Annotated in this window: 13 protein-coding genes; 5 read left to right on the forward strand and 8 right to left on the reverse strand. The window is 57.9% G+C overall.

Features of this window, described 5'->3' with window-relative positions; all coding sequences use genetic code 11:
• Positions 1-221 precede the first annotated feature (221 nt).
• On the reverse strand, positions 222-1,682 hold the full coding sequence (gene pdxR / locus ACR0AO_RS17170; protein ID WP_480606028.1) for a MocR-like pyridoxine biosynthesis transcription factor PdxR: 1,461 nt from the start codon (positions 1,680-1,682) through the stop codon (positions 222-224).
• Positions 1,683-1,817: 135 nt separating this feature from the next.
• Here pdxR and ACR0AO_RS17175 point away from each other — a divergent pair, with 135 nt between their 5' ends.
• Positions 1,818-2,126, forward strand: a complete 309-nt coding sequence (locus tag ACR0AO_RS17175; RefSeq protein WP_480606031.1) for an ArsR/SmtB family transcription factor — start codon at positions 1,818-1,820, stop codon at positions 2,124-2,126.
• The gene (locus ACR0AO_RS17180) at positions 2,119-3,150 is read left to right on the forward strand and encodes a permease (protein ID WP_480606034.1); all 1,032 of its coding nucleotides are present in this window, start codon (positions 2,119-2,121) and stop codon (positions 3,148-3,150) included. Before ACR0AO_RS17175 ends, ACR0AO_RS17180 begins: the two co-directional genes overlap by 8 nt.
• Before the next feature lie 59 nt (positions 3,151-3,209).
• On the opposite strand, the gene ACR0AO_RS17185 is transcribed toward ACR0AO_RS17180, so the two are convergent.
• Both ACR0AO_RS17185 and ACR0AO_RS17190 read right to left on the reverse strand, forming a co-directional pair.
• Positions 3,210-3,599: a hypothetical protein gene (locus ACR0AO_RS17185; RefSeq protein WP_480606037.1), complete on the reverse strand. Its 390-nt coding sequence runs from the start codon at positions 3,597-3,599 to the stop codon at positions 3,210-3,212.
• Between the two features lie 54 nt (positions 3,600-3,653).
• Positions 3,654-4,421 carry a DUF1013 domain-containing protein gene (locus tag ACR0AO_RS17190; RefSeq protein WP_480606039.1) on the reverse strand — a complete coding sequence of 256 codons (768 nt, stop codon included), beginning with the start codon at positions 4,419-4,421 and terminating at the stop codon, positions 3,654-3,656.
• A gap of 129 nt (positions 4,422-4,550) precedes the next feature.
• Here ACR0AO_RS17190 and ACR0AO_RS17195 point away from each other — a divergent pair, with 129 nt between their 5' ends.
• Positions 4,551-5,180, forward strand: a complete 630-nt coding sequence (locus ACR0AO_RS17195; protein ID WP_480606042.1) for a ribonuclease T2 family protein — start codon at positions 4,551-4,553, stop codon at positions 5,178-5,180.
• A gap of 6 nt (positions 5,181-5,186) precedes the next feature.
• Here the strand turns inward: ACR0AO_RS17195 and ACR0AO_RS17200 are convergent, their stop codons facing one another.
• Both ACR0AO_RS17200 and ACR0AO_RS17205 read right to left on the reverse strand, forming a co-directional pair.
• A complete protein-coding gene (locus tag ACR0AO_RS17200; RefSeq protein ID WP_480606045.1) occupies positions 5,187-5,675 on the reverse strand; it encodes a hypothetical protein in 489 nt (162 codons plus the stop codon).
• A gap of 118 nt (positions 5,676-5,793) precedes the next feature.
• Entirely contained in the window at positions 5,794-6,357 is a 564-nt protein-coding gene (locus ACR0AO_RS17205) for a helix-turn-helix domain-containing protein (protein ID WP_480606048.1), read from the reverse strand.
• Between the two features lie 106 nt (positions 6,358-6,463).
• Between ACR0AO_RS17205 and ilvD the strand changes: the two genes are divergently transcribed.
• Complete coding sequence (ilvD, locus tag ACR0AO_RS17210; RefSeq protein WP_480606051.1) at positions 6,464-8,296, forward strand: dihydroxy-acid dehydratase; 1,833 nt, start codon at positions 6,464-6,466, stop codon at positions 8,294-8,296.
• 111 nt (positions 8,297-8,407) lie between these two features.
• Here the strand turns inward: ilvD and ACR0AO_RS17215 are convergent, their stop codons facing one another.
• The 3 genes from ACR0AO_RS17215 to ACR0AO_RS17225 all read right to left on the reverse strand — a co-directional run bounded on the left by ACR0AO_RS17215 (position 8,408) and on the right by ACR0AO_RS17225 (position 10,559).
• The gene (locus ACR0AO_RS17215; RefSeq protein ID WP_480606054.1) at positions 8,408-8,764 is read right to left on the reverse strand and encodes a GNAT family N-acetyltransferase; all 357 of its coding nucleotides are present in this window, start codon (positions 8,762-8,764) and stop codon (positions 8,408-8,410) included.
• Between the two features lie 222 nt (positions 8,765-8,986).
• The gene (locus ACR0AO_RS17220) at positions 8,987-9,541 is read right to left on the reverse strand and encodes a hypothetical protein (protein WP_480606057.1); all 555 of its coding nucleotides are present in this window, start codon (positions 9,539-9,541) and stop codon (positions 8,987-8,989) included.
• 199 nt (positions 9,542-9,740) lie between these two features.
• Positions 9,741-10,559, reverse strand: coding sequence for a sulfotransferase family protein (locus tag ACR0AO_RS17225; RefSeq protein ID WP_480606062.1), 819 nt, complete (start codon positions 10,557-10,559; stop codon positions 9,741-9,743).
• A 144-nt stretch (positions 10,560-10,703) separates the two neighbouring features.
• Here ACR0AO_RS17225 and ACR0AO_RS17230 point away from each other — a divergent pair, with 144 nt between their 5' ends.
• Positions 10,704-12,281 carry a DUF5928 domain-containing protein gene (locus tag ACR0AO_RS17230; protein WP_480606065.1) on the forward strand — a complete coding sequence of 526 codons (1,578 nt, stop codon included), beginning with the start codon at positions 10,704-10,706 and terminating at the stop codon, positions 12,279-12,281.
• The last annotated feature ends 6 nt before the right edge of the window (positions 12,282-12,287 follow it).

Genomic DNA, 12,287 nt, shown 5'->3' on the forward strand with positions numbered 1-12,287 from the left:
GCATCATGGCCGAACCGATGATGCCAAATGCATGCTCAATGCCATGCATCTGCAGCGTTTTGACGAAGGCTTCTTCCGTGGTCATTTTCATATGTAAGCGCTCCCAAACAGGATGAAGAGTCTCTGAAACGGATGTCCCAGACGATTGCATTTGGGTTTAGGCGTAAGGAGGGGGCAGGCGTTAGGGCCAGACGAAACAGCAGCCTAAGTCCAGAACTTTGTTAGGCGCCGTTGATGGCCTTGGCGATCCGTTCGATACCGGGCTCGATTCGCTCGCGGGAGATCGAGGAATAGCCGAGACGATAGTAGTTTCTGGGGCGGACCGGACCGGAAAAGAACGGCTCACCCGGTTCGATGTGAACGCTTTGACCACGCAGGACATTGGCCAGTGCCGTTGTGTTGATATGCTCGGGGGCGTTCATCCATAGCGACGATCCTCCATAGGCGCCGCGTCCGGCGATGGCCAGCCCATGCTGTGCGATTGCGGCTTCGATGGTTTTGCGCCGCTCCAGCAATGCGATGGACATGCGGCGGATTTGGGCGTCATAGTGGCCGAGAGACAGAAAATAGGCGGCGGTGCGCTGAATGTGGCCCGGCGGATGCCGCAAGACCAGCGAGCGCAGCGCGCGGGCCTCGCGAATGAAGGGCTCCGAGCCGACCATGTATCCCAGCCGCAGTCCCGGGAACAGCGATTTGGAGAAGCTGCCGACGTAAATCACGCGCCCATCCTGGTCGAGTGATTTTAGCGCGGGTGAGGGGGCACCCAGAAAGGAGAGTTCGAATTCGTAATCGTCTTCGACGATCACGGCATCGATCTCTTGCGCACGTTGCAGCAATTCCCGCCGCCGTCCGATCGGCATGGTTGCCGTCGTGGGGCACTGGTGGCTGGGGGTCGTAAAGATAACGTCGGTATCGTCCGGAATGGCGTCCGGTGGCAAGCCATCCACGTCCACCCTGAGTGCGGCCATACGGCAACTCGATTTCGTCAAAAGTTCGCGTAAGGCATAGTAACATGGGTCCTCGATTGCTACCTTGCGGTTGACGTCCAGCAGGACGCGGGACGCAAGCCAGAGGGCATTCTGGGCGCCGAGCGTGATCAGGATTTCTTCGGGTCTGGCGGTGATTCCGCGGCGCGGCAGGGTGTGGCGGGCGATGAATTCGCACAGCAGCGGGTCGTCTTCATCGACATAGTCCGCCGTGAGAGACGCGAAATCCTTATGTCCCAGAGCACGCACGGCGCAGAGCCGCCAGTTGGCGTGGTCGAAAAGCGTGGGATCGGCCTGACCGTAGATAAATGGGTATCGAAATTCACGCCAGTCCCGGGGTTTGGGCAAAACGTCGCCGCCGGAAAAGCTGCGGGCGATGGCATGATCCCAGTTCACCGTTTCCTCGCCGCGCTGCACCGGTGAATAAGTGGGTGGAACCGGAGCGTTCTCCGAGACAAAATAACCCGAGCGCCCTTTGGACACGAGATAGTCGTTGGCCAGAAGCTCGGTATAGGCCAGGGTCACAGTAATGCGGCTGACGCCGAGATGGCCGGCCAGCTTGCGCGACGAGGGCAGCTTTTCGCCAACATGAAACCGCCCGGACAGAATACCCTCGGCGATCATTTGCTGGATCTGAGCCTGCAACGTGCCCTGTGCGTCAGATTTCAGAAAGAATGTATCAACCGATATCCCCATGGGGTCACCTTAGGGTGGACTTAAAATGGGTGCAATCTGGACTTACGGGGAAGCACTGAATTTTTTCGCTTGTCGGGTTGGTTTGTTCATTATATCTATATAACTAGAAAAATAGTTTAATGAGGAAAACCAGAAATGTGGGAAACAGCCGCCGCCGGATTTTCGGCCATGGGGTCGGAGGCGCGATTGAAAGTTCTGAAAACACTGGTGCGGGCAGGTGAGCCGGGTCTGACCGTCGGTGAAATACAGGCGCGTACCGGTATCGCGCCATCGACACTGGCCCATCATCTCAGGTTTCTGGCGGCCGGCGGTGTGGTGGAGCAAGAAAAGCAGGGGCGAAGCACCATCAACAGAGCGCGGTTTGACGAACTCAGAAAGCTCGCGGATTTCATCCTGAGCGAGTGCTGTGCGGATTCTGAGCCAAGGGTGGCCAACGATGGCTGATCTGACACAAAACCCGGCCAGCTCCGCGAAAACTTTCCGTGGATACCTGAAGACCCCGTGGGCGGTGATCGTGCTGCTCCTGGCCTGTGTGGCGCTTCTCGACCCGGGCAATCTCGGGACAGTCGCGTCTTTTGCCGCCAAGGCTTTGGCACATACCGGCCAGTACATTCTTTTTGCGGTATTGCTGCTGGCCTATCTCAAGGCGACAGGGGCCGAAGCGATGGTGGCGCGCGCCTTTGAGGGGCGGGAAAGCCGGATGATCGTGCTGGCCGCCCTGTTCGGAGGGTTGGCCCCGTTCTGTTCTTGCGAGGTGATCCCGTTCATCGCGGGGTTGCTGGCACTGGGCGCGCCATTGTCGGCGGTGATGGCCTTTTGGTTGAGTTCGCCACTGATCGACCCGCCGACTCTGCTGATCACGGCCAGCGCTTTGGGGTGGCCCTTTGCCATCGGCAAGGCGGTCGCTGCTGTGGCTTTGGGGTTGTTCGGCGGGTTCGCCATCAAGGCGTTGATGGCGCGCGGCGCGTTTTCGGCTCCGCTGCGGGTATACGAGCCCGCGGGGTGCTGTGGATGTGGGCCGAAGAAGGCGGACAAGCCGCTGTGGCGTTTCTGGCAGGAACCCGAGCGCCGGACCCGCTTCCGCGCCGAGTTCGTTCACAACGGGCTGTTCCTGTTGAAATGGCTGGCGCTGGCCTATGTGCTGGAAGCGTTGCTGGTCAGCTATGTTCCCGCAGACCTGATTGCCGGTCTGGTCGGCGGTGAGGGATTGGGGCCGATCATTGTTGCCGCTCTGGTCGGTATGCCCGCATATCTGAATTCGTACGTGGCGCCGCCGCTTCTGGCGGGGCTGATGGAACAGGGGATGAGCGCGGGGGCCGCAATGGCCTTTATGGTCGCGGGTGCGGTCAGTTCCATACCGGCGATGGCGGCGGTCTGGTCGCTGGTCAAACCCAGGGTCTTTGCCATGTATTTGGGCCTTGGCATCAGCGGTGCGATCGTCGCCGGTGCCGTGTTTCAACTGCTGTGACATAATAGCCATCCGGCGTCGCTGCCGGATGGCTATTGGATAGCACGAAATCCCGAAAGTCAGCTTTCGTCGCAGTACTTCGGTAGCTTCAGTCGATAGCGCGGGGTGCCGCTGTCGACATATGTGCGTTTTTCGATGCAGGCGGTCGTGCCGACCGTATTGGCGATTTCGCCCTCGGTTGACGTGATCGAGGCCGCCGATCCATCCGGCAGACGAACCGAAGCGATCACGCCATTGTCCAGATCGCCATTGATTGCCGTGGCCGAAAGCACCGGGACGGACAGGAACGCCTCGTGTTCATGGTCTTCATCGCCACCGAACACCAGCAGCCCGGCCAGAATGGCGACAAGGCCGGTCACGCCCAACAGAGCAAGCCCCTTGCTCTGCAGAAACGCGTATACCGAAACTGCGCGGTGCGGACCGATCAGTTTTGACAGGATGTCCAGCATGAATTTCCCGGAAAGGCAAAAGGCCCCAAACCATGGTCCGGGGCCCGTCGGTTATCAAAAGCGCGGATCGTCGCTGTCGTCTTCGTCCTCGTCGTCGCCGCCCTTGGGCAGGTTGAAGAAGCTGTCGGCGTCGATCATCGGTTCGTCGTCTTCCTTGCTGTCGCCATCGTCGGACAGCGAGAAGGTTTCCAGCCCTTCGATCGCGGTCGGGATCTTGGGGGCCGCATCCATTTCCAGCGACTGTTCGGTCGACACCAGCTTGCGGCGCTCGTCATCGCTCATCACGCCGCCCTCGGCGGCTTTCTTGGCTGCGGCTTTCTGCACGATAGTGTCCAGTTCCGACTGTTTGCACAGGCCCAGCGCAACCGGATCAATGGGCTGCATGTTGGTGATGTTCCAGTGGGTGCGCTCGCGGATCGACTGGATGGTCGGCTTGGTGGTGCCGACCAGCTTGGCGATCTGGCCGTCGCTGAGTTCGGGATGGAACTTGACCAGCCACAGGATCGAGTTCGGACGGTCCTGACGTTTCGACAGCGGGGTGTAACGCGGGCCACGGCGCTTTTCCTCGCCGGCGGCGGCCGGGTTGAACTTGAGCTTGAGCTTGTGCAGCGGGTTGTCCTGTGCCTTGTCGATCTCTTCCTGGGTCAACTGATTGTTGGCGATCGGGTCAAAACCCTTGACGCCGGTGGCCACGTCGCCATCGGCGATGCCCTGAATTTCCAACTCGTGCATACCCACGAAATCCGCGATCTGCTTGAAGCTGATCGTGGTATTGTCCACCAGCCACACGGCGGTCGCCTTGGCCATCAGAGGTTTTGCCATGAGCCTCACTCCTTTGAATACATCTGTCCCGTCGCCGGAATTCGGCGGCCTCGCGATGCGGGGCAGGTTTCCGTTGTCGGGGAACTCGGGCCGTATATAGTCTGGCAAGGGCAAGAAGGGAAGGGGTGAATGCGCTGGGTTCTGTTGTGGGCTTTCTCTGCCGTTTCCGTGTTGGCCGATGGTGAGCAGCCGGGCGCGTTCGACTATTATGTTCTGTCGCTCAGCTGGTCCCCCAACTGGTGCACGCGTGAAGGGGACGCGCGCGGGGCGGATCAATGCGAGGCCCGCCACGACCATGGCTGGATTCTGCATGGGCTCTGGCCGCAGTACCATCAGGGCTGGCCTGCCTTTTGCCGCACAGCCGAAGCGCCGCCCACCCGGCGGATGACGCGGGAAATGGAAGATATTCAGGGCAGTGCCGGACTGGCCTGGCACCAATGGAAAAAGCATGGCACCTGCTCGGGTTTGAGTGCCGACGGCTATTTCGATCTGTCGCGCAGGGCTTATGCGACTGTTATCCGGCCAGAGGTGTTTCGAAAGTTGGACAAACCGGTAAGGCTGCCGGCTTCGGTCGTCGAGGACGCCTTTCTGAAGGTTAATCCCGGCCTTGAGCCGGACATGCTTACCGTGACGTGCCGGGACGGATTTATCGAAGAGGTGCGGCTGTGCCTGTCAAAATCGCTGGAACCGGTCCCATGCGGCCGTGACACGATCCGGGATTGCCGGGAAAAGAGCGCGGTGTTCGAGCCGATTCGCTGAACCTTTTCAGCCCTGCTCCTTCTGGCACTCCCGCGCGTATTCCAGCGCTTTCGAGGTGCCCTTCAGGTCGATGGCCATGACCCTTTCTCCGGCAGGGTTGTACACGGTCATGGTCTTGCGTTGGGCAATCGCCGCCACGAAATTCCGATCCTTGAAAAAGACCGTGGCGCCCGGAACCCGGTTCTGCCGGAAGCCTAGTGCGGTTGCGTCAAAGCTTTCGCCATCCAGATCGAACCGGATCGGATAGGTCTTGCCGGGTTCGATATCTCCCCACGCCTTGTTGAAGACCGTGAAATACCCGCGATTGTCCAGCGCGTCATAGCCCAGCCGAACCACGGAAAGATCCTGATAGACCGTCTGGATCAGACAGCCATTGCCCAATGCCGGGTCCATCATGATGTTCCATCCTTCGGCAAACCCCTTGTCAACCAGCTCCTGTGCCGGGGCAGAGGTAGCGGTCAGGGCGGCAAGGGCGAGGGCGAACAAGCGGGTCATGGAAACGGCTCCGGCAATGGATTTTGTCCAGCCTTACCGTATGAGATTTTGATCTTGAAGTGTTTTCTGGCTTGGCTGGTCGTGGATACTGCCCGGGCGCAGGCAACGTTCGCGTTGATCAGCCGACCGCCTCTGCGAGGTTCTGCTGTGCGTAGTGGTGCATGTTCAAAAAGGCGGCTCCGGTCTTTCGCGCGCGGTAGCCGTGGGGCAAATCGGCGGCAAAGCGCAACCCCTGTCCTGCTTGCAATGGAATCCATTCACCATCACGCAGTACATCCAGCGCGCCCTCAAGTACAAAGACCTCTTCGGTCACGCCTGCCGCATGCGCGGGCGACCGGTGGCATTGGTCAGGGCACAAGGCGACGTGAAACGTTTCCGCACCCAGTACGGGATCAAAGGGAAACACGATCTTCACCTTGATATCACCCGGAAAGGTCACCGTGCGAAAAACGCCGGCATCTGCCGGGTCGCGCAGAACGTCGGTGCCGATTAGGGCGCTTAGTGGCAATTGGAAACCTTTGGCGATCTTCCAAAGTGTAGCGATTGTCGGACTCGATTCGCCCCGCTCGATCTGGCCCAGCATAGCCTTGCTGACACCGGTCAGTTCGGCCACTTTCGACAGGCTCAATCCCATTGCCGACCGCACATCCCGAAGTTTGAGAGTGATTTCGTCCGATTCCATGCCCATATCCCGCAATATCGCTTGTACGTTATAACGCACATGAGGTAGCGTGCGCTATAACGTACAAGCACCCTATCGCAGGGGTGGGCAAAAGGGAAACAGCATCATGCCAACGTACCGATCCAGAACCTCGACCCACGGACGCAACATGGCCGGCGCGCGCGGATTGTGGCGTGCGACGGGGATGAAGGACGACGATTTCGGCAAACCGATCATCGCCATCGTCAATTCGTTCACGCAATTCGTGCCGGGTCACGTCCACCTGAAGGATCTGGGCCAGATGGTCGCGCGCGAGGTCGAGGCCGCGGGCGGCGTCGCCAAAGAGTTCAACACCATCGCCGTGGATGACGGCATCGCCATGGGCCATGACGGCATGCTCTATTCCTTGCCCTCGCGCGAGGTCATTGCGGATTCGGTCGAATACATGGTCAACGCCCATTGCGCCGATGCGATGGTCTGTATCTCGAATTGCGACAAGATTACGCCGGGTATGCTGATGGCGGCGATGCGCCTGAACATCCCCGCGATCTTCGTCTCGGGCGGGCCGATGGAGGCGGGCAAGATTGATATCGCCGATCTGGAAGCGAAAAAGATCGACCTCGTCGACGCCATGGTGGCCGCCGCCGATGACCGTTTCACCGACGAGCAGGTTCAGCATATCGAAGAGAACGCCTGCCCGACCTGCGGATCATGCTCGGGCATGTTCACCGCAAATTCGATGAACTGCCTGGCCGAGGCACTGGGACTGGCGCTGCCGGGCAACGGCTCGACCCTGGCCACGCACGCCGACCGTAAAGAGCTGTTTCTTGAGGCCGGTCGCCGGATTGTCGAGATTACCAAGCGCCATTATGAACTGAACGAAAAAGGCTTCCTGCCGCGCGAGATCGCCACATTCGAAGCGTTCGAAAACGCCATGAGTCTGGACATCGCCATGGGTGGTTCCACCAACACTGTGCTGCACCTGCTGGCCATCGCGCATGAGGGCGAAGTTCACTTCAACATGAGCGACATGGACCACCTCAGCCGCAAGGTCCCCTGTCTGTGCAAGGTCGCGCCGAACACCGAAAACGTGCATATGGAGGATGTCCACCGCGCAGGTGGCATCTTCTCGATTCTGGGTGAGCTCAGCCGGGCAGGGCTGCTGCATGACGAATGCGGCACGGTCCACTCTGCAACGATGGGCGAGGCGATTGCCAACTGGGACATCAAAGTGGCCAACAACCCCAAAGCACAGGAGCTGTTCAAGGCCGCGCCGGGTGGCGTGCGCACCACGCAGGCGTTCAGCCAGTCGAACCGCTACAAGGAACTGGATATTGACCGTAGAAACGGCGTGATCCGATCCAAGGAACACGCGTTCAGTCAGGATGGAGGTCTGGCGGTCCTGTACGGGAACATCGCGCGCGAAGGCTGTATCGTGAAAACGGCAGGGGTTGATGAGCACATTCTGACGTTCACAGGCACGGCCTATGTCTGCGAAAGCCAGGATCAGGCGGTGAATGATATTCTGACCGGCAAGGTCAAAGAAGGCGACGTTGTGGTAATCCGTTACGAAGGCCCGCGGGGTGGGCCGGGCATGCAGGAAATGCTCTACCCGACTTCGTATCTGAAGTCGAAAGGGCTGGGCAAAGCCTGCGCCCTGCTGACGGACGGTCGCTTCTCGGGTGGTACATCCGGGCTGTCGATCGGGCACGTCTCACCCGAAGCCGCCGAAGGAGGCGAGATCGGGCTGGTGAAAACTGGCGACAAAATCGAGATCGACATCCCCAACCGCACCATTCATCTGGCCGTGTCAGATGAGGAACTGGCCGAGCGGCGCGAAGATCAGGACGAAAAAGGTTGGCACCCGGCCGAACCACGCAAGCGTAAGGTTTCGACGGCGCTCAAGGCCTATGCCAAGCTGGCCACCAGCGCCGCCAAAGGCGCCGTGCGTCAGGTCTGAGATTGGACCCGATCAAAAACCAGCGGCCCGCCGGACAGGCGGGTCGTTTCGTTTTGTGAAACGTAAAGTCAAACGCGCGAGGCGATGAACTTGTGGGAGTCCACAAGAGATCTAGTGCCTGCCACATAGTTCCATATGCACGATCTCGACAGTTGCGCCGCCTATGTTGTGAGTGGAAAGGGCTCTGTACTGGGCCACGAATCCGTGTTTCTCATAAAACCGCACCGCGTTCAGGGTCGCCTCTACCTTGAGAGGTCCAGAAATATCCTCTGAAGCTTTTTCAACGCCAAGGGCCAACAAACGTGACCCCAAGCCCTGTCCAGCGACCTCGGGCAGGATAAACAAGCGGGTTACTTCGCCGGTTAAAGTATCAATGAATGCGACTATCGTTGCGTCCTCGCATTGTGCCACGAACATGCGACCGCGGGCTATGAGCGTTTCGTAGCACTCAGGGTCCCTTGATCCCATCCAACTTTCATCTGGTGTTCAGTGTGGAAATCGACCGCAAGCCCTGCGACGGAATTGCGTGTGATTTCAAACGCCGCGGCGCCATCACCCGGGTGCGCAGGCCTTATTGTCACGTTGAGCAATGCCAACGGCTGAACTCCAAAGAAAACAAGGGGTCGAAATCGGGTGAAATATGGGCTTGTCGCCGGACTCGCTCAACAGATTTTTGGTGGCCTCAGGCCCTCAATGGTCATTGCCCACTTTCACTTGTGTCAGGAAATCTGAAACCGGTGCGAGTTCGTCCAGCCGAGGAATGGCTTGCAACGCTGTCTCAGCCGGACACCAAGGGTAGGGAAGGCCTGACAACCAGCGCAGGACCGGTACAGCATGTTGGTGACCAAGCAGTTCCATCACCTCAATCGTAATCTTCAGGTCTCCGACCAGAAATTCAGGCTGCGTCAGGAATGCCCATTCGTACAGGCCGCATCCAACTCGAATTTCGCCGGTATCTTTTCGCGTCATTCCAACCAACCAATAGCAGTCATACTGCGGCGCTTCGGCCTTTGGCGCATTCGTTAGGCAAAATGTATAAACGTTTTCATTTTCACTAGAGAACCGGCGGACCAGCGTTTCAGAAATCTCGTCTAAACCTGAAGACACGGATGGAAAGGCAATTGCATTGGTCTTTACCTCCATTTCCAGTCGAGCCTTTTCGGAAAAGGCGGTCTGCATCAACCAAGGGCGGTTGGTGTCCTTTGCAAGGATGTAGGTTGAGATGACGTCTGCAATGTTGGGCATGGATCTCTCGGCTGCGTCTCGTTCACTATCCATTGTATGGCAATATTCACCGGTGAGCACTTCCGGTCAAAGACTTGTAGTCGGTTCTTGGTATTGCTGCTTCGCGCTCGACGCCAACCCTGGTCGCAATCTGCGTTTTGGAAACACTCATCCAGGTCGGATGACCATCCGACTGTGGGCCACAACCGTTGCCACCCGCTCAATCGCCCAGTTTCGCGTGTACCTCGTCCAGATCGATCTCGCTCACCGGCATCTTGCTGGCGGGGTTTTCGAAGTCGTATTTGAACAGCTCGAAATCGCGTTTGTAGATTTCATAGACCAGATGCATCGACAAATCGTCGAAATAATCCTCGATCGGATGCGCGCGCTTCGGCCCGTGGCCTTCGGATTCGTTGAAGCGCGGAATTTCCGCCAGGTTGACCGGGTGCCGGACTTCGATGGCATCCAGCACCTCCTGCATGCCGTCGTCGAATTTCTCGGTCCAGAAAATCCGGTTGTACCTCCCGCCATTGACAATGAAGGTCGAGATATGGCCGGACATGGCCGACCAGTGAATGTCCGGCTCCATCGGACGACGCCAGCGAATGGTATCGCGCGCGAACAGCAGGAAACGGCGAAAACTTTTGATCTGGTCGAATTCCTGTTTGCCGTCGTCGCCGCCAACCTCGATCCCGTAATTGTACATGAGTGACGGAACCAGATTGCCGCGATATCGTTTGCCGTTGCGCTGGATTCCGCAAATCTTGTCGAAGAATGAGCTTAGAATTCGCGTATACGGGTTGCGCACACAGGTGAAGGCATAAGAACTGTGCGATTTTACATTGCGGCTGATCGGTTCCTGGCTGTGATCCAGGGCCCATTTGTGCAGGCCGTTCTGGGCATCATGGATGTCGCCGTCAAAAAAATGGCCATGATCCGTATAGTGCATGATCTGGCCGATCGTCGAGCAGGCGCATTTGGGCACCACCCGATAGACCATGCTTTCGCTTTCCGTCATCCAGGTGCCGGGAAATCCCATCTGCCATGCCTCCAATACCTGCTTCGTTTTAAATCAATTGACAGGCGTTTAGCTCAAAAAAGCAAAAAAACCGAGTTTATTCAATTGCGCGTTCGCTCTATCAGGGTGTGTCAAGAGCAGCAACTCGTCCCATAGATCAAAGAAATGGCTAAAATCGCGTACATCCTTCTGTGCCACAAGGACCCTGAGGCGATCATCGCCCAGTCCGAGCAGCTGACGGCAACGGGCGACTATATCGCGATTCATTTCGATGCCAGGGCGGGGCGCGCGGATTTTGAGCGTATCCGCGCCGCGCTATCGCCCAACCCCAACGTGACTTTTGCGCGCAAACGGATCAGATGCGGATGGGGTGAATGGTCTTTGGTGCAGGCCTCGCTCTATGCCGTCGAGGCCGCCGTCGAGGCATTTCCGCATGCCAGCCATTTCTACATGCTGTCGGGCGATTGCATGGCGATCAAGACCGCAGAATATGCACACGATTTCCTTGATGCGAATGACAGGGATTTCATTGAAAGTTTCGATTTTTTCGAAAGCGACTGGATCAAGACAGGAATGAAGGAAGAGCGGCTGATCTATCGCCACTTCTTCAATGAGCGGGCGCAGACATGGTGGTTCTATACGTCGTATGAGCTTCAGAAATCGCTTGGGCTGTCGCGTGGCATTCCTTCTGACATTCAGGTCATGATCGGCAGCCAGTGGTGGTGCCTGCGTCGGCGCACCATCGAAAAGATCCTTGAATTCAAGCGGGCAAGGCGCGACGTGATGCGGTTCTTCAGAACCACATGGATACCTGACGAAACCTTCTTTCAGACACTCGTTCGCCATCTCATACCCGGAACTGAAATCGAATGCCGTACGCTGACGTTTCTGATGTTTTCTGACTATGGAATGCCGGTCACATTCTACAACGATCACTATGAACTGTTGCTGCGCCAGGATTTTCTCTTTGCTCGCAAGATCAGCGCCGGAGCCCATGAGTTGAAAGACCGTTTGGGGCAACTATACGCGGCGACCGGCGTCGCGTTTCAGATTTCGAACGAAGGGCGAAAGCTCTACGGCTATCTGGCAGGGCGCGGACGGATCGGACGGCGGTTCGGTCAAAGGTTCTGGGAGGTGGAGAGCACTCTGGGACGCGAACGCGAACTGATGATCCTGATCTGCAAGAAGTGGCATGTCGCCAAGCGTCTGTTGAGGCAAATTTCGGACCACACGGAAATTCCGGCCGTCGAGTATCTGTTCAACGAAGAAGACACGCCCCTGCCGGACCTCGGCGGTATCGAAACGGCCCTGTACAAACGCACCCGCCATTGCCGTGCGTTGGTGCGGATGTTGTTCGACCAGTTCGAAACCGACCGCCTTGTGATCTGCCTGGACCCTTCGAACCTGGACCTGATCGAGGATTTCTGTTCCGACCGCGCTGTGACCCGGCTGCTAGAGATCGAGTGCGATTACACGGACGAATATCTGACGGGACATGCGCATCGAGTCGGCCTCGCCGGAGAGCACACACCGCCCGGGCATCTGGAACGTCTGTTGCCCACGATCCGCAACGACATTGCGCATGAATCCGATTGCATTCGCGATGCAGGGTTCAGCCACTATGGCAGAATTGGCGAATTCCAATCGCAGGAAGAGAACGCGGAAAAGCTCGCTGAATTTCTGAGCGTGCCCAAAGCCCGCGCACGTGAAATTTTGTCGATCGACTACCTGTTTTCGGATTGAGCTCTG

The sequence above is a fragment of the Ruegeria sp. AF8 genome, assembly GCF_056541825.1.